The sequence below is a fragment of the Mangrovibacter sp. MFB070 genome, assembly GCF_000705335.1.
Taxonomy (GTDB): Bacteria; Pseudomonadota; Gammaproteobacteria; order Enterobacterales; family Enterobacteriaceae; genus Mangrovibacter; species Mangrovibacter plantisponsor.
The window spans coordinates 17381-35474 of sequence record NZ_JJMI01000035.1 but is presented as its reverse complement, the minus strand read 5'-3'; the positions used below and the strand labels follow the sequence as shown (position 1 = coordinate 35474).

11 protein-coding genes and 1 pseudogene are annotated in these 18094 nt (G+C 43.7%); 4 read left to right on the top strand and 8 right to left on the bottom strand.

What is annotated here, in order from left to right:
* Positions 1-46 precede the first annotated feature (46 nt).
* The 7 genes from DT73_RS17075 to DT73_RS17045 all read right to left on the bottom strand — a co-directional run bounded on the left by DT73_RS17075 (position 47) and on the right by DT73_RS17045 (position 13948).
* Complete coding sequence (locus DT73_RS17075; protein WP_036112082.1) at positions 47-1078, bottom strand: methionine synthase; 1032 nt, start codon at positions 1076-1078, stop codon at positions 47-49.
* A 27-nt stretch (positions 1079-1105) separates the two neighbouring features.
* Positions 1106-2098 carry a DUF1852 domain-containing protein gene (locus DT73_RS17070; protein WP_036112534.1) on the bottom strand — a complete coding sequence of 331 codons (993 nt, stop codon included), beginning with the start codon at positions 2096-2098 and terminating at the stop codon, positions 1106-1108.
* 509 nt (positions 2099-2607) lie between these two features.
* Entirely contained in the window at positions 2608-7041 is a 4434-nt protein-coding gene (locus DT73_RS17065; RefSeq protein ID WP_036112079.1) for a sacsin N-terminal ATP-binding-like domain-containing protein, read from the bottom strand.
* 285 nt (positions 7042-7326) lie between these two features.
* Entirely contained in the window at positions 7327-8589 is a 1263-nt protein-coding gene (locus DT73_RS17060) for a HEPN domain-containing protein (RefSeq protein WP_036112077.1), read from the bottom strand.
* A gap of 367 nt (positions 8590-8956) precedes the next feature.
* Entirely contained in the window at positions 8957-10621 is a 1665-nt protein-coding gene (locus DT73_RS17055) for a UvrD-helicase domain-containing protein (protein ID WP_036112074.1), read from the bottom strand.
* Positions 10618-12522 (bottom strand): ATP-dependent endonuclease, encoded by a 1905-nt coding sequence (locus DT73_RS17050; RefSeq protein ID WP_036112068.1) that lies wholly within the window; start codon positions 12520-12522, stop codon positions 10618-10620. The genes DT73_RS17055 and DT73_RS17050 overlap by 4 nt, the downstream gene beginning before the upstream one ends.
* A 314-nt stretch (positions 12523-12836) precedes the next feature.
* A protein-coding gene (locus DT73_RS17045) for an IS3 family transposase (protein ID WP_152552542.1) occupies positions 12837-13948 on the bottom strand; the annotation gives its coding sequence in 2 pieces (ribosomal slippage) (positions 12837-13687 and positions 13687-13948; 1113 coding nt in all).
* A gap of 76 nt (positions 13949-14024) precedes the next feature.
* On the opposite strand from DT73_RS17045, the pseudogene DT73_RS17035 reads away from it, so the two are divergent.
* The 3 genes and pseudogenes from DT73_RS17035 to DT73_RS26800 form a co-directional block, all read left to right on the top strand.
* Positions 14025-14444: pseudogene (locus tag DT73_RS17035) on the top strand (transposase); the annotation flags it as partial.
* Positions 14445-14607: 163 nt separating this feature from the next.
* Positions 14608-14907, top strand: coding sequence for a hypothetical protein (locus tag DT73_RS17030; protein WP_200874800.1), 300 nt, complete (start codon positions 14608-14610; stop codon positions 14905-14907).
* A 367-nt stretch (positions 14908-15274) separates the two neighbouring features.
* Positions 15275-15883, top strand: coding sequence for a hypothetical protein (locus tag DT73_RS26800; protein WP_235234527.1), 609 nt, complete (start codon positions 15275-15277; stop codon positions 15881-15883).
* Between the two features lie 168 nt (positions 15884-16051).
* Here DT73_RS26800 and DT73_RS25890 read toward each other — a convergent pair whose 3' ends face one another.
* On the bottom strand, positions 16052-16927 hold the full coding sequence (locus DT73_RS25890) for a hypothetical protein (protein ID WP_084172319.1): 876 nt from the start codon (positions 16925-16927) through the stop codon (positions 16052-16054).
* A 471-nt stretch (positions 16928-17398) separates the two neighbouring features.
* On the opposite strand from DT73_RS25890, the gene DT73_RS17010 reads away from it, so the two are divergent.
* Positions 17399-17995, top strand: coding sequence for a hypothetical protein (locus DT73_RS17010; protein ID WP_036112524.1), 597 nt, complete (start codon positions 17399-17401; stop codon positions 17993-17995).
* Positions 17996-18094: the final 99 nt, after the last annotated feature.

The window sequence follows — 18094 nt, the reverse complement described above, 5'->3', positions numbered from 1 at the left end:
TCATCAGACTCAAGCCTGCTTTGCGCAGGCTTTTTTGTGGGCGTAATTATTTGGCTGCCAGTTCCCGGCGGACAATATCAGCTCCGGCACTTAGCGCATTGAGCTTACCGTTGGCTACCTGGCGGGAGAGAGGCGCCATGCCACAGTTAGTTGACGGGTATAGCTTGTCGGCATCAACAAACTGAAGTGCGTTGCGTAACGTCCTGGCGACTTCCTCTGGTGTCTCAATCTTGTTGGTTGCCACGTCTATGGCTCCTGCCATCACTTTTTTACCGCGGATCAGTTCCAGCAGGTCCATTGGTACATGGGAGTTATGGCATTCCAGCGAGATAATATCGATATTTGACGCCTGCAGTTTTGGGAAAGTCTCTTCGTACTGGCGCCATTCTGAACCCAGTGTTTTTTTCCAGTCGGTATTGGCTTTAATGCCATAGCCGTAGCAAATATGCACCGCCGTTTCGCATTTAAGCCCTTCAATGGCTCTTTCCAGCGCGGCAATCCCCCAGTCATTCACTTCATCAAAGAAGACATTAAATGCCGGTTCATCAAACTGGATAATATCGACACCCGCGGCTTCTAACTCTTTGGCTTCCTGGTTGAGTATTTTGGCAAATTCCCAGGCCAGTTTTTCACGGCTTTTATAGTGGTTGTCATACAACGTATCTACCATGGTCATTGGGCCGGGCAGGGCCCATTTGATTGGCTGTTTGGTGAGCTGGCGTAAGAATTTGGCATCGTCAACAAACACCGGTTTTTGGCGCTCTACGGCACTCACAACAGTGGGTACGCTGGCATCATAGCGATTACGAATACGCACCGTTTCACGCTTTTCAAAATCCACACCACTGAGGTGCTCAATAAACGTGGTGACGAAGTGTTGGCGGGTTTGTTCGCCGTCACTGACAATATCAACCCCTGCGCGCAGTTGATCATACAACGCCAGGCTCAGGGCATCTTTTTTCCCTTCAGCCAGTTCACCGTTATTCAGTTTCCATGGCGACCACAGGGTTTCTGGTTGTGCAAGCCAGGACGGTTTGGGCAAACTGCCAGCCGTGGAAGTGGGTAGCAATTTTTTCATAATAAAAAACCTTTTATACGTCGTTAATCAATTTGCATGGTTAGCAATTGCATAGTTATCGGACCACTGCGCAAGAATATTTTCGTAGGGTTTAATGAAATGCGCTTCAGTAAACTTACCTTGCTCAATCGCCAGTTGCGTGCGCTCTTCGCGGTCATAAACAATGGTAGTGAGTGAATGATCCTGGTGACTGAGGTCTGGCTGGTAACATTGCCCGGCGGCCGAGTTGGCGTTGTAGATCTCTGGCCGGTAAATTTTCTGGAATGTCTCCATTGTGCTGATGGTGCTGATAAGCTCCAGGTCAGTGTAATCACGGAGTAAGTCACCGGAAAAATAAAATGCCAGCGGCGCAACACTGTTGTTTGGCATAAAGTAGCGCACCTGCAGGCCCATCTTTGCAAAATACTGTTCAGTTAACGATGTGCTGCCAGGCTGGTATTCAATACCCAGCACCGGGTGCTGATTCCCGGTGCGCTGATAGGTGTCTTTACTTGAAACACTCAGGCAAATAACCGGCGTTTTCCTGAAGTTTTTCTGGTATGTACTGGAGTTAACAAAGTGTTTGAATATATTCCCGTGCAACTCACCAAAGTGTTCCGGAATAGTGAAATTCGCCTGGTTGTTATTATGCTCTGGCAGCAACACGCTGAAGTCATAATCGCGCACGTATGAAGAGAAGTTATTGCCCACAATACCATCAATGCGCTGCCCGGTTTTTTTATCGACAATCGTTGTTTGTAAAATTTCAATTGCCGGGAAAGTGGTGGTGGTTCCCGGAATAGCCATCTCAACGGAGATTATCTCCAGCTCAACGGCGTAGCGGTCACTTTTAGGGTTATCCCAATGGGCCAGGTTATTAAAACGGTTGTTAATCATCACCAGTGTGTTGCGCAAGTTCTGCTGGCGGTTGCTCCCACGGGCCAGGTTGGCAAAGTTGGTGGTAATACGCGTGTTTTCTGACGGGTTGTAATTTTCGTCGAACACACTGCTTGTAACCGTAAAGGTAAAATCTTTATTCATCGCGGTCATCATGTTATCAATAAGTTAATAGGCATAGTTATGCCAGAGCAGATGAACGAGAGAAAGAGAGTTAATTTCACTCCAACATGAACTATCTTCATGGTGAGTGGTGGCAGAGCGCGTGAGGTTTTGCGGCCGGGGTAAAAACCGGGCTACAGAGGTAATCAGCAAGTGCATTCGCGGGCTTATTTACTGAGGAAAATACGCAACCGCAGCCACTTTCATTACTCACGAGGTGAATGGTTACTGGCCGGACGCAGACAGGTTAGTTACTTTGCATTGCAGAAAGATATGGGCATAAAAACAAAAAGCCCGCTTAAGTTTCCTTAAGCAGGCTTCTTAAATTTGGCTCCTCTGACTGGGATCGCCTTTGCCAGTAACTGGCTAATAATTAAGCTAAATCGGAAGTCGCTTTCTGTCAAGACCACCAGAGTGACCACCAATGACACAGGTGACATAAAACTAGTTTGAGTTCCCCACTCTGAATGTGGTGAATCGCCAAGGATTATCTATTCATCATTTCTGCTCTCAAACTCAATAACAACGGAGGGGGCATCAAGTAACCCACCTAATCTGACCCCATTAGTAGGGATTACGTTGGCACAATTAACAGGATCAATTATGAGCCTGATTTCATCCGACTGACCTGTTTCAAGTCCTGACACAAGAGCCAGAATAAAGTTGCTTCCACGTTCCTTAGCGCGTAAGTACTCATTGTTAGACATCTCTATCTGGTTCTGGGGACCACGGCCAGTGGCTTTCATTTCGATAAACTGTTTCCAGTCAATAACGGCATCGGCACCCACACCATGATTGCGTCTGAAATCAATAATCCTCTGATCGTCGGTTGTGTCCAGAGCTTGGGAAAGTAGCTCCCAAGCTCTCTGCTCAAGATCTGCGTTGGTATAGGCAACCGGTGCGGGAACTGATGAACTTGGACCTAGTTGGGGCACTGGTGGGGTATTTTTCAGTCCTCGGGATCCTCCACGGGTGGCTGTAGATTTTGAGGGTGCAGCCTTGATCTGCAGCGAAGCTCCGACCATAGCACCTACCGATGGCTTCAGTGTTCTTGGCTTCGCTCCAACTGATCGGCTCTTCGGTGGAGTAACGTTAATTTTGTGTTTTACCGAACCGTTAATATTGGTGATTATATCTTCCATGGCTTCAGTACGAGCCTCGTCACTCGCAAGGCGGATTGCTTCTGCCGCTGAGTGACAGCTTTTTTGCCAAGCAAGAACCCATTCGCCATCAATTCGCCGACGTTCTTTTGCAGGAAACAGAGAAGCAATAAGCCATCCTCCAGAATCACGATTGCCGATTGCGTCATTATAAAAATGGAAGACTTCGGATTGGTTCAAACTCACGGCATTAAGAGCAACTTCAATAAATCCAGCAGGGAACTCCGAAGACAATGCACGGATTGTGATGGGGTGCTCGTAAACATAGAGCTGAGTATTCCTAAGAGTATCCCAGCTTATAACGAGTTTTTCACGTAATTCAGGGGTACTTCTGGCAAGCTCATTTGACAGGTGTTCAACAGCATGCCCAAAACGTAATCTTTCCTGGTCACCACGCTCTTTAGCGTAGGAATTATTACCGAGAATCTGAAGTTCAGGATTCAGTTCTTTTACTCTAAGTGCTTTAACCAGTCTAGGGAAATCCTGTATATCACAAGGCGGTATCCAGCAATGAAGGGTAGGAAGCCTCTTACTTAATTGCTGCCGAAGCTCTGGATTGTCCACGTAGTGAATTGGGCGTTGAGTTACCCAGCCAGTCGAGCAGAACAGTGGTAGTACCCGTAACTTATCTTTATGGTAGCGCTCTGCATGCTCCAGCAATTTCTCCATGTAACGATAAACATCCATAAGCTGAGATTCTATTCTTGAATCATACTGTTCACGAGTCAGTTCCCGACAGCATTGGATACAGTCATCAATGCTTGGTTCGGGGATATTCAGTGTACGCCAAAGGTTTTGGCAATTGGACGACGAGCCTCCAGGCACAAAAAGTCGCTGGCCATGGAAAATATCTAGCCCTCTAAGTAATTCGTTTGGTTTAGCCCATCCTTTTGAGGGAACATAAACGAGTCCTTTTCCCTCTAGAAAGCGACTCCTGAGCTCCTGGATAGTGAGTTCGCCCACTTTCGATGAAAAATATGACTCGGAAGAAGGACAGCGTTTTGCAATTGCACGGTAAATCGACTGTGTTTGAGTCTGATCTACCATTCTCGGGCTGTCACGTAAGGCCTTAAGTTGAGTTAGTAGGTCACTGATTCTGACATCAGTAATGATGCCTAATGCGGTTAAAAAATCGAGATCAATATCCTTGGCATTTACCCCGCAGATGAAGGTCTGGTAAAGCGTTTGAGTCTCTGGGGTCTTCAACACAGCAATATTAGAAAAAACAGTTTCTCCTTTACCGACCGCAACCCAATCGACACTTCTTAGTGTATTCAGCCACGCAGCTGTGACATTTCCCTTTTTATAAAAGTACTTAATCGCTTTGTGAAGGGAGGGGACCATTGAAACATGGGCATACAGGCGATGCCAGTTTTTGGAAAGGGTATGGACCAGCGCAGGACTTCGCTGTTTCGCGTGCTGCTTAGTGGCTTCCTTGATATTTTGAATGACATGCTCAAGATCTGGTGATTCATAGTCGTAATCAACCAGCTCAGCTCCATGTTCCCTGAGTTCTTTTTTACGGAGCTCTGTTCCCCAATAGAGGTTTTCATTCACTTTCTCTATACGAGGTGATGATTCAACCCCAAGCAGGAATAGAAACTTTCTGGGTCCCCGAGATTGTGTTCCATCCTCGCGTTTGCGTTTTGCTCCTTTGGTGATATTGGTTTTCAAAATGGTTTCATATTTGGCTCCAACCCATTGAATACCATCTGTTTTCCCGGCGGCATCAGGCCACGTTGAGTTTTCACCATCTAGGGTTTTACACAGATAGCTTTCTGAGAGGCGCACTTTTTGTCGGAGCATCCGAACACCATCATAGACATATCCATCCAGTTTGAGAATAGTGCCAATTTTAGTCCCTATAACCTTTGCTTCGGTGTCCCGTAGATAATCAAATTTGTCCCGAAGTAAGCGGAGCTCATCTTCAGATATTTCAATGCTGCTTTTTTCGAATTTCTCTGCAAAGGCATTCAGTTCGATAGCTGTGTCGGTTTGGCTGACAAAAGCGGCGTGGTTATCCAGCCATGCAATGACTGGTTCGCCAGTACTCTTATCAGCATAATCTGAATGCAGTCGTTCCATCAGCCCCCAGTGTAAAGAAAAATCAGAAGGGCTGTTCAAAACCAGAGGGATTGAAGTTTGCGCTTTCGGTTTGCAGGAAACTGGTTCATTAAGATGAGAAAGCAGGAAGGGACGTTCAAATAATTCGGTATTTTCATGATTCTCAACAAGGCATGCCCCTGCATTGACCCACCATGCCGCAGGTTTAAAATTGAATATCCGGTTTTCCATGGCATCAAGTAATTCACCTGTATCGACAAGTCTTGACACATTGAGTTCATCCATAACACTACGCCAGCGATCCTGGCTATCCCGGGTACTTCTATGTAAAGCATGCAAACCTTTATGAATGAGTTCGACATCCTCTTCGGTCAGAAAACCAGTTAGTATGTCTTCTTCGTAACTGAGATCAGAAAAAGGATAATTACCTAAAGGTAGTTGTATCAGGGCATGCTGAGATAACCATGTTCTGGTTGTTTTTAGCGCGGCTAAAAAACGCTTGTTAAGAATTGAGCTACGGCCTGGATCTACGCCCTCAATTGAGAGTGGAATGAGATTCCATGCCGTTTTGGGGCTGGTAATTAGCATCCCAGCGGCTATATTTCCAACGACTTCTGCAGTTCGATCTATTAACCATCGATTCCAGTCATTTTCTATAATGGACTCACGTGACGTACTAGGATCGAATTGTGCATCTAATGAAAAAGGGAGCGTTGAGGGAATATCGGTACGAAAGCCAATGAAGATTCCTGAGTTAACCGGCTGTGACGAAATGGCGATTGAAATATCTGTTTCTTCACTACGTGTTTTATGAGCTGGGTGTAAATGTTCAGGAACGGCTACCGATGCTCGCCAAACAGTCCAGTCATCCTCTTTACTTTTAGCGTATCGATATTGCAGCTTTCTGATTCCCGGGTGTTGCAGCTCATAACCAGTATCCTTCCAGCTTGAAAAATCCAGCGAGCGTTCGCTTTTTATACTGCCATCCAGTTCACACCATTTTAATTGGCTTACCGAACTTAGAAACAGTAATCCTTCATGGCGCCATGAATCAAACCATTCAATGAGCTCAGCATCATCAAAGGCTGAATTAAGATCTGCGACAATCAGCGTATGGTGTCCCGGGTCATAAAAACCAGGAAGAGCTGGTTCAGGTGGCAAGCGGTTAAAATCTAGTTGATTACATGAAAAATGGTAAGGCGCAGAGTGTACGGAAATTGAGTCGGCAATGCGCAAAAGAGTTTTCATCCCAATCCCAAATCGGCCACGTTGGTCTATTCTATTGGTCTTGGAAGTTTGGTAAGGAAGAACCATCCCAAGAACGTTGAGGCAGGTTACTGGAGTGCCATTGTGGACAAGTAGTAGCTGTTTACCTGCTTCAGTTGATCTTAGTCCAAACCATACCTTAGTCGCCCTTACATCATCTGCGTTCTGAATAATTTCGATGATACCTTGGAAGGTTGCCACCGCTAGATCTTCTGCGCTTGCAGCCGCACCCTTAACCATTTTTTTGAGTATACCGGCGGCGTTTTTAAGTTCGCCTGCAGCAGTGTCGATCATGGCATCTGCAAACTCGATGGTTCTGGGATCATGGATATGAACTGCTGCGGGATCATTATCAATGATAAGCCGGGCGGCATTTTGACCTTTAAGAGTATCTGAAATGTCTGGTGTATTACTGGTGTCTTGCGGAAGGGACATATAGAAAAAGGCTCGCTGAAATTGAAAACAAAGGCGGTTATCCTGCTAGTAGGCTAACCGCCATACCTGTTTTGTTAAGATGATGGGGCAGTTGTTCACTATCACTTCGCTCTATCAACATTGTACAGCACTTTTTTTGAGCAAGGGGCTCACCATGCCCCAGTTACGTAACCAGTTAGCTGCTTAGATTACCCTTTAGTGACTAAAAGCTGCGATGTTATCTCTCCAGATACGGATACATGCTAAAAAGAATCCCTAACTCTCAAGATTAATAAATAGATCGTTTCAATAAGTCGAGCTATTTAGTTGCTTTAGATATGCAGCTAGCAGCCTTTTAGATAAGCTATAGGCGTCATAATATATTTTGTACATTTCCTCTTTATCGTCTTTTAAAACACCGGCATGAACTAATTGAGATCTATACTCATAAAGATTATAGAATAACTTCGCATCCTTCCCTCCTAGTAAATTTTTTACCAATGTCTTGCAGCTTTTTCCTATGGATTCATTTCTGGCTGAGTCTAATGATTGTATGAGTTTTTTCTTGGTGTTTTCATCAATGTCATTCTTTTTATCAACAATATTCACTAAATAATCTATGCCTTTTTGCTCTTCATCGGATTTTCTGACTTTATTTGATAAGACTTCTATGACTGTCATTGAAAGTATTATCTTATTAATTAGTGAGTCCTCGAAAATTGATGTTGTAAATATCGATGTGGCCACTTCAAATTTTTTGAAATTATAATCGGTAATACATGTGTTATTAAGCTGATTGTAATTATCGCTAAAAAAGGAATGAAGTTTATTTGTGTCTGCAGGTTCTTTTTCCTCTGAAGCCTTACCGTCAAAGGGAATTGAGCCCTCTTGAAACATCACAATGCCGAATTTGTCACTAAAGTGAATTAGCGGCCTTTCATAATAAGTGTCGTATATAGTTGTATGCTTGGTAAAAAAATCATCTTCAATTATCGTTCTTATTTTTTCAAACATGGCTTCTGAAGCTAAATTTTTAGGGTAGGTTATTCCAATTCCTAATTCTGAAAAAGCTAATATCAAGGATTGCTCAACTTTTTTTGACGCAATAAAAGTTTCTTTGTAACTTAGGAATTCTGAGTTTTTGAAAACTAAAGTTTTAGTATCCTTTAAGGTCTGATTTGCATCGGCTTCAATGGTGTATTTATCTAAAAAATGCAGAGTATTTTGATCTGATCCTAAGGGTTCTGATATTTTGAATCGGATATAAAAATTCCACTTCATTTCACTTGGGTCAGAAATATATCTATTAGATGATTCTTCTTCTTTCTTCAATAATTCGATTTCAAATAGTTCAATAAACGTGGATGAGTCAGGTTGTTGGAGTTTTTCGGAGAAACTAAAAACCTCCACGATAATATCGTCGGTAGCTTCTTTTATCGTTTTGTCACCTTTCTCAGTTTGCTTCAAGATCAATTCTGGAAAAATTCCAACTAACTGGACAATACTATCCAATTTAATAGGGCTGTAAAAGGAAACACCAAAGAGTTTTCCTAGAAAACGTTCGCTCATAGTAACCTCGATTGTACATTAACAAAGTAATAACATGGGGCATGTATGATAATAGCTATTTCCTATACCATCGCCATGCTATTTTACATTTAAAAAGTTCAATTTATATGACCTTGGACAAAAAAATGCTGTGCTGACCTGCCTTGCCGGTTAGCGGAGTCGGCTGACGACCCGTCACGCCGGGGAGTCAGAGGGGGCAGCAATGTTCAAAATAAATATCAGGCATGAGTCAAAAACAGACTCTGTAGAATGATTTTGGAATCAATCAAAATTTCTGTAAAAAATAGGGGTATAGTTCATTTCAATTCAATCCCACATTCTGAAATTAATAATTTTGTGTAAGTCGGAAAATGAATTTTTCTTATTTCTACGTGACGAATGGGACGACGTAACTAAAATACTCAGATTGCGCCGTCCTAACAACTTTCCACCGCTTGGCGTCAACAGGCTGTTCTCGCTTATCGGCATGAGTTAAAACCAGACGTCTCTTTGCGCGAGAAACACCGACGAAAAATGCGCAGCGATTCTCAGCTTCGTTACCAAAAAAAATCTCATTTTCGATTGCCATCATTACAACCGAGTCAAATTCCAATCCTTTACTTTTATGGATAGTCAGAATACGGACAGACTGGTCATTCGAAAACCGTTTTAATGCGCCCGATAAGTCTGATTCGCCTCCCATTAAATTCTCGATTCTTGCTCTGGTATCGCGGATAACTTGCTTCAGGCGTTCTTGAGATTCATAATCAGGTGATAACGCTACCAGCGTTTGCATGCCAATATGCTTCAGGAAACCCCCAACAAAAACCCACATACCGGAAAATGGAGAATCCGTTTTTTTGGCTTCTGATACTTTTCTACGCTGATTTCTTATCAACTGATCAAGGTCTTTACGTGCACTTGCCTGGGCTTCTTCATCAGCAAAAGGTACTAATTGATTCATCAGTCGTATCCATGCTTCAGGTTCTCTCTGGCCATAAAGACAAGATAAATAATCGACCACTAAACAAGCGGCTGGCTCGACCGAGATATCTTGCAATTGCTGTTCGTTCCGGTAAGGGATTCCGCGTGCTTGTAACTCTGCCATCAGGTGGTCAGCGTATAAATCTAACTGTTTAGAAACCAGAACTGCAATTTCTGCTGGCGGAATCCCCTCGTTATTTATCCAGCCACTGATCAAATCAGCTAGAGAGCAGGCTTCAATTCGGCTGTCGTCGAACCTCCATGCATACACCTCACCTTCATTTCCTTTCAATTGTTCGTCAGGCATTACTGATGCAGGGTCTAACTTACGAATAATTTCATTTTGAACCCGCAACAATTGGGGTTTAGAGCGAAAATTGCGATACATATTTAGTGGCACGGCATTAAAATCTTGAACAAAGTTCTGAAAAATACCGTCCAAAGCACCTGCCCAGGCCATAATTTTCTGCTTTGTATCACCAACAGCAGTTAGGCGAATTGTTGTCCCTTGAAAAGCTAGTTTCACTAAGTCATATTGTAAGTTTGTGCAATCCTGAAATTCATCAAGAAAAATATCACTATATGTTTGTCGAATTGCATTGCGGGCAATTTTTGATCTTTTCAATATCTGAATGGCTAGCGGAACAAGATCGCTGAATTCTATTTCAGTGCGAGACGGCCCTTTTTTTTCCTCTACAATGGTGTAACCAGCATCTAGGGCATATTCTCCCGAAAGAATAGGTCTGAAGCGATCGATGATCCGTTTGGCAAATGCATGAAAGGTATAGCTGTCAAAGCGTGAGGCTAAATCCATTCCACATCTGCGTTCAACACGTTTCTTTAGGTTTCTGCTGGCATCTACCTTAAATGAGATGGCCAGAATTCTCTTGGGATATCGGCATGTTCCTGTGCGCAAAAGGAAGTCAGCTCGTTGCGCTAGCATTTCCGTTTTGCCCGCCCCCGGTCCGGCAGTAAGTGCTAGGCAACGCTTACGCGCTTTTGCTGCTAGTTTTGCATTTGGTTCTAGCGTCAATCCATCAGCGGGTTGCCACTCTTCAACAGTAATCATTCGGGCTGCTCCGCGAGTTTGGCAATAACGGCCTCTGCCAGCTTGTCTAATGCGTGCGGCATGTCATCAAGTAGTTCAGCATCTGTTAGCTGAGTTAACGCCTCTATGTGTGCTGCGGGTTTACTTCCAAGCTTAAAGCGTTGGTGATAGGTGCCAAAGAGTGCTAGTTCGTCTTTATTATACTGAGATGAATCATGATGGCTTTTCCCGAGAACGGCTTTAATGATTGCCTCATCAGGTTCTTCTTTATCAACGTCATAAGCTTCAGGATAAGCAAGTAACATTGAAAAATCTAAATCCATCGGGTAGGAGAAAAACACGCCACGCTCTTCGAGTACGTCCAAATAATTCGCAAAGTTCCGAATCTTATGTGTTTCATCATTCCAGTCTGGAATGAGGTGATCATCGGGAAGCGTTTTAAGCGGTTCATGAATGGCAAACTGGTCATTAACGTACTTTATTCGTCCCCATCCTGCCGCATAGCGGCCTACATCAAGATCAAGCAATGTAAAATAGGGGATCTTCAATGCTGCAAGTAAACGCCAGAAATGATTAACATGTCGTCCCCCCAACGGCGCTATTGTGATGGCTGACTCATCAACGGGCGCGCCTTTGGCCTGAAGTAAACGAGGCAATACAATCTCTTCACTATCACCTTCGCCAAGCACTACCAGGCGTGAAAAATAGATTTCAGGAAATGCTTGGACTCCTTCCCGGACAAATTTGTGCGCCTCATCAGTTTTATCTGGCAATTTGATAGAAGTGACCTGCGTCTTTCGTGACTCATTCAATCGCAGATAACGTATCAATTCAGGAGCAACCCGGCGCAGCATTGTGGGTGCATGCGTTGCAATGAGAGCTTGCGCATCTACATTTTTCGTCATGGTATTCAAAGAGTTGACAATACGTCCCAGATAATGTGGAGAAAGACTGTTTTCTGGCTCCTCTAGGGCTACCAATGTGAAGACCGGTGGACGTAATTTATCGGGGTCAAAGGATTTATCTTCATCAGCAAGAACAGCTCTGCCTATCGCTTGAGATGATAATACAAGTGAAAGGTAAAGCATTGACTTTTGGCCATCGCTCAACCGGGAGAAATCGACAAATGATCCATCGTGCCCCGGAGTAAATGAAACCGATAAATGCCTCAACAGCGATTCAATTTCTGATGCAACAAAAGTAATTTTAGGATCAGCAAAAAACTTACCTTTATGCAGCGCTGCCCATGTTGTTTTTAAACTCTCACTGAAAGCATTGACTGAAGGATTTGATGCAAGGCTTTCGCTTATTTGGTCGGTCAGTCCTTTAATCGTAACTCGCTCAGCATCCCAACGGACAGCGCGAAGTAAACGCCCGAGCAACGCGTTCGCACCATAAGTTATATGGTCAGCGGGATCGCGTCTGGCTGGCAGATAATGTACCTGTATATGATTACGCTCAGCTCTGGGGACCTGAGCCACACTAAGAGGAGAGCCATCAGCATCAATATCTAGGACATATACCAGACCTTCATCAATGTCGCCATCCAGCCCCATAGTTGCAATAAGGCGGAAACGAATACGTGGAACACCTTCTGGCTCGTCTAAACGCATATGACTAAAATGAGGTGCTACGGTACTGTTGTCCTCATCCTGTGCTAGTTCGGGAAATAGAAAATCTGCCTCAATCCACAAATGGCGTTCAGAGGGGACCTCCTCCTCGTCAAAAGGGATGTGGAAATCTGAACGCTGAACTCGCCTTAGCGTGGGGTCAAATGCAAAGAGTCGGCATAACGCCTGAAGTACTGCGGTCTTACCGGAACCATTAGGGCCAATGATATATGTAATATCTTCAAGGTTCAGTTCAATTGGTTCCTTACCAAACGACTGAAAACCACATAAACGAACTGTAGCAAGCTTCATGCTTTTTCCTGAATAAGTTTATTTTGTTTGTTAAATCAATCAGTTGATTCATCGTTCACAAAGTGATTAAGTACTGAATCAGCCATCCTTATAAAAATAAAATTACAGAAAAATACCATTTCGTTTCTATAACAAACTTCAATATTACAATTTCACTTAAAATTTAAAAGGCATTCTTATGATTTATTCTAATCATTCAGTACCGCCCCTCCTGCGTAGTTGACTCTCAATTCATAACAGATGCAAATAAACTTTTTTATCAGGGTAAACGCAGGGAAACAAGGCCACTGCCTGAAGGTGTAAGCACACCCGTTTTAGTTCCACGCACTTTTTGAGAGTTCCGGTTTTTCAGCCATCAGCCGGTACTCTTCCGGCGTCAGGTTGTTCAGGGATTCATGAGGCCGCTCGTTGTTATATTCCATCAGCCAGCGCTCTGTAATTTCCCGTGCTTCATTCAGTGTTCTGAACAGGTAAAAATCCAGAATTTCTGTCCGGTATGTCCGGTTGAACCGTTCGATAAAAGCGTTTTGTGTTGGCTTACCCGGCTTGATAAATTCGAGCTGCACGCCATGTTCTTCAGCCCATTGTGCCAGCGCCAGTGAGACCAGTTCCGGTCCGTTGTCCATCCGCATCTTCAGCGGGTAGCCGCGGTTTACCACGATCCTGTCCAGCACCCTGACGACTCGCTGAGCCGGGATATTCAAATCGATTTCTGTCGCCAGAGCTTCACGGTTAAAATCATCCACCACATTGAAGGTCCGGAAGCGTCTGCCGCAGACCAGCGCGTCGTGCATAAAATCGATGGACCAGCTCTGGTTCATCGCCTCTGGCGTCGCCAGCGGAGCCGGATTACGCACCGGAAGGCGCTGTTTTCCCTTACGGCGAAAATTCAGTTTCAGCAGGCAGTAAATCCGGTGAACGCGTTTATGGTTCCAGGCGTTACCCTGCCTGCGCAGCAACTGAAACAGCTTCTTAAAACCATACCGCGGGTAGCGCTCCGCCAGCTCAGTCAGCACCTGAATCACCGGTTCATCACGCCGGGTATCGGGCTGGTAAACATAGACCGTCCTGCTCAGCGATAACGTCCTGCAGGCCTGGCGGATGCTCATGGCAAATTGTGCCGTCAGATAGCTGACGAGCTCCCGCTTTATCGCTGGTTTTAAAGCTTTTTTTCGATAACGTCTTTCAGTGCCCGGCATTCAAGGCTGAGATCGGCAAACATCTGTTTGAGGCGCCGGTTTTCATCTTCCAGGTCTTTCATCTTCTTGATATCAGACGCTTCCATACCGCCAAACTTTGCTTTCCAGTTGTAATAGCTGGCTTCAGAGATACCGGCTTCACGGCAGACATCCTTAACGGTACGTCCGGCTTCGACGGACTTCAGCACGGCAATGATCTGGTGTTCAGTAAATCGGGCTTTACGCATGGTGATCTCCTCAGAAGGACATAATCAGTATGTCGGAAGATCTCTAAAAGTGAATGGGCCGTTTTGCAGGGATGCTTACAACGGGGCCGCCATGAAATCACAGACCCTGCAGATGAAACTGTATGAACTGAATATCACGCCGTCACACAGCAGGCCACGGGTGAGTAACGATAACGCGTATGCAGAATCGCTGTTCCGGACGCTGAAATATGTGCCACAGTGGCCGTCGTCGGGGTTCAGAACGCTGAGTGAAGCGCGTCAGTGGGTGGAAAAATTTACCCACTGGTACAACGAAGAGCACCGTCACAGTGGGATACGATATGTGACCCCAGGGCAGCGTCACCGTGGAGAAGATAATGCCCTGTTGAAGCAGCGTGATGACCTGTACCGTATGGCCCAGAAAGCACATCCTGAGCGGTGGTCAGGCAGAACGAGAAACTGGCAGCCGGAAGGCCCAGTAACGCTGAATCCTGAGCGGGAAAAACAGGCAGCCTAAATCAACCCAGGGTGCCAACTACCTTGACACTTACCGCTGTCTACAAAACTTCATCAATCATAGTGCTGCTATAGCTCGCTATTTCTTTCCATCAATGATTGGTGGGAAAGGTGAGAAGGTTTTACATAAGAATCGTGCTGAGTATCTGAGGCAGATTTTTGATGTGACAGAAAGCAGCCCTTTGCATGATAAGAAACTTAGAAATGCAATAGAGCACTTTGATGAACGACTGGATATGTATCTTGAAGTTGGAATTGTAGGACATATCTTTCCAAGTCTAATCTTGGACAAACCAGAAGAAACAGATGTGCCGCATCATATCTTCAGAGCCTACTATCTAAATAATGGAATTTATCAAATATTGGGGGAAAGACATAATGTTCAACCCATTCTTGATGAAGTCATGAGAGTTCATGAATTGTTGGCGACGTTTGATGAAAATGGTGGGATATTTGGAACATAAAAAGCTCCTTTGGGTGTTTTTTATTTTAGATTTTGGATGCTTCACGTGACCTGCTCCCCGTAGATTAATATGTTAATGCGTTAACAAGCCGTCCTCTTCGGCGGTTCAGGCGGTCCTCTTCGTGCCAGGAGTAATCAATCGGGAACAGGTCAGAGATACAGATTAAACGACCCGTTACAGATACCAAACTGCATGGGCATGGGCATCCATCGCGACTACCATTCTCTTTTTAGGTCTTACTGAAAATAATATTTAAAAGTAGAGAACTAGGAGACCGACTTAGCCAAAAAATGGGATTTGAAGATTATGATCTTACCTCTTATTGACCTGTTTGGAACTCCATACACACAGTTACATGAACTGCTGTTTGACATCCCCATATCAGGCAGCAGTTCATGCCGCCAAAACTGTGGGTACAGACCAAGGATTAACTTTCCATATCGAAGACGCTATAAAGCAACACCCTTCGTGGTTGTCTTACATGCCAGAAACTACACCTAAGCCGATTGCAGAATATCAGGGAGATACTTATTGCTGTGATCTAAAGGCAGTATCAGAAGCAATTCGCTTAAGTGGTAGGCCGGTGATGCCAGGTCAATATCTATTTCATGGCGGAAAGTGGCCCGCTGAATATAAAAAAGGCGTTATGTTTGAAACCACTCGGCCATTATCAACAACATTATGTCCCAATATCGCGATGGGAGTTCCACAGTGGCATGGTAGGGCATATCGTAATAATGCAATTGATCTATTTGTACTTCGGGTTAGTGAACCACGTGCAAAAGGTTTTTTCTTTAACAGTGAAGATATAGATACAGGGCATGAGAAAGAACTGTTTTTTGAGCAAGGGGTAAAACTAACACTTACAAGCTGCGAGGATATTAAAAAAATTCCTGTTGCCGATTTTGATCTTAGTCGCTCAGCACAAAACACCAAAGACGTACCTGTACGAGTTTTAGCTATCGAAATATCCTGATTTCAAAATATTGGTCAGGAGATGGGGCTACGAAATACAGCTCGGCTTCTTTTCATTGCCCCGTTCTCTTCACAATGCTTAACAGTTTTGTTTACAACCATCATAAAAATTAAAAATGCAAATATAATAATTCCATTTTTAATAAAGTATAATTCAACACCCGGAAAATTAAATAAATTGATTAATCACCTCCTTATCGGAATTACTTTTCAATGGATTGTACGTTATCAGTTTTTCAGGGTCTAGTATCCACATATCTCGCGGACCATAATTAGTAAGCCTTCGGCCCGATAAATATATGCTCGGTTCACTATCCATCCTGTTCATCCACAGAACACCAAGTTTTTGACTTGATAAATGTTCATAGATTTTTAGGATTTGGGGCGCACCTCCAATTGATGAGTTTTTGAATTCATAAGAACTTTCATTAACTTTGTAAAGCATGTCTCGAATAACTTCAAATGGTTCCCATTCAAATTTAACAGTATTTTTTATGCCTTTTTCTAAATTATCCAGCTTTCCTCTTGATTTTAATTTTTCACGAAGCATAGCATTAGCTTTAATTACATGTTCTTCATCACCAGTAAATACAACAGGTGATCCATATATTTCACGTGCAGGATCCGCACGAAAAGAGTTGGTACTCTTTTGATAGGTGATGTGCCAAATCATGAATTTTTTTCTTATCCATGAATATCCCCCGAATATGAATTTTGCATCGGGTATATCCATGTCACCTATGGCATCGTGAATTTGCTCTCTCAGCCGTTCAAAAATTTTAAGAATATGGGTTTTGAGTTCTTTAATATCTTGGGCTCGTGAGGAGCAACGATCATATATATCAATTGCTGATGCCACTTGATGCATCAAAGGATATGCCCAACTAGTATCACCTGCGAAACATATGAAAGCATCTGAACGAGGCAGAGTTATTATCTTCTGCCCACAATCCATTTTCATACCACCATTTAATCTACTATCTGATACTACAATCAATTCTTTGCAATTTCTTAAAGTTCTTACCCAAGCTGCGGCTATAGTCATCTCAAGATCCTTAATTAATTGATTTTGTAGCCTACTCCAGTTGTTAAACATAACACAATGCTTGGTTAGAATCTCACGCAGGACAGGCTTTCACCCCAAATGCTTGCCTGACTCGTACCAGATTGTGGTGCAAGATTGCGATCTGACCGCTCCTCGCTCACAGCGGACATTTCGCGGACCAAAGTCCGCTCAGTGCCAGGAGCGGACGTTGCTAACATAGAGATGCATTAATCTGCGGGGAGCAGGTCACCGCCGTTCACTAAGTCAGAATCGGCCCAAACTCGTTGGTAGACAGAATATCGGCAAAACGATACCTTACTCTCAAATCCTTTAGCCCGCATATCGTTTTTTCTTGAGAAACGTCGTATTCGAAAAAGCGCTTTGACACCTATCAAAGGTTTCTGTCGCGGCTAGGGTCGTATACGGCATTCTGTTGATCTTGAAAAAACATAAAATATGATAGGGGGACAATTGGAAAGATTCCTGAATAAATTTGGTTATTTCAAAAGAAAGAAACCAGTAAGACAATACAAAAAAATTGAGTACAGGGCCCCAGGCGCTCCTGAAGAAAATAGCCAGCGCCTTATTGAGCTCACAGAGCAAGGCAATGAATGGGCTAGAAATAAAGGAGAAGATTACTACCAGATTATAGGTATGTTCTTCACAATCGTGCTACTTGTTGAGCACAAAATGATAAACCTTTTAGCAGTTATTGATGAGTCCATTGACAGTAGAATGCTTGGTGAAAAAATAGATATCTTCAAAGACTTCTTGAAGATGTATGAACCAGAAGAAGATGAAAGCATTGAGGAGTATCGTTTGCTGATACAGCCTCTAAACGAAATAAAAAGTATCCGAAATTCACTAGCTCACGATATCACGCAGCCTATATTTGGTTATAGTACATTTAAGCAAGTGGATTCTTATGTTAAGAAAAGACGACCTGACATGCATGCATGCTTAAACAATTGCGAAGATGAAAAAGCCAAATGCATGGCTTTGCTAGCAACGTTTGGATTTATATTTTCTTTTGAAATAGCGAAGCTTCGGATAGGCATTGAACATTAAATGTATAATTGATTCTAATCGTTCACTATGGTCACTTTGGCGACCTAACTGACTTGCTCCCAACATGACAATGTTAGTATTTCAACCATGAGTGAGCTT

Bases quoted from the DNA above. Each gene is read 5' to 3' on its own strand.
- DT73_RS17075 (WP_036112082.1), bottom strand. From the start codon at position 1,078: ATGAAAAAATTGCTACCCACTTCCACGGCTGGCAGTTTGCCCAAACCG.
- DT73_RS17070 (WP_036112534.1), bottom strand. From the start codon at position 2,098: ATGAATAAAGATTTTACCTTTACGGTTACAAGCAGTGTGTTCGACGAA.
- DT73_RS17065 (WP_036112079.1), bottom strand. From the start codon at position 7,041: ATGTCCCTTCCGCAAGACACCAGTAATACACCAGACATTTCAGATACT.
- DT73_RS17060 (WP_036112077.1), bottom strand. From the start codon at position 8,589: ATGAGCGAACGTTTTCTAGGAAAACTCTTTGGTGTTTCCTTTTACAGC.
- DT73_RS17055 (WP_036112074.1), bottom strand. From the start codon at position 10,621: ATGATTACTGTTGAAGAGTGGCAACCCGCTGATGGATTGACGCTAGAA.
- DT73_RS17050 (WP_036112068.1), bottom strand. From the start codon at position 12,522: ATGAAGCTTGCTACAGTTCGTTTATGTGGTTTTCAGTCGTTTGGTAAG.
- DT73_RS25890 (WP_084172319.1), bottom strand. From the start codon at position 16,927: ATGACTATAGCCGCAGCTTGGGTAAGAACTTTAAGAAATTGCAAAGAA.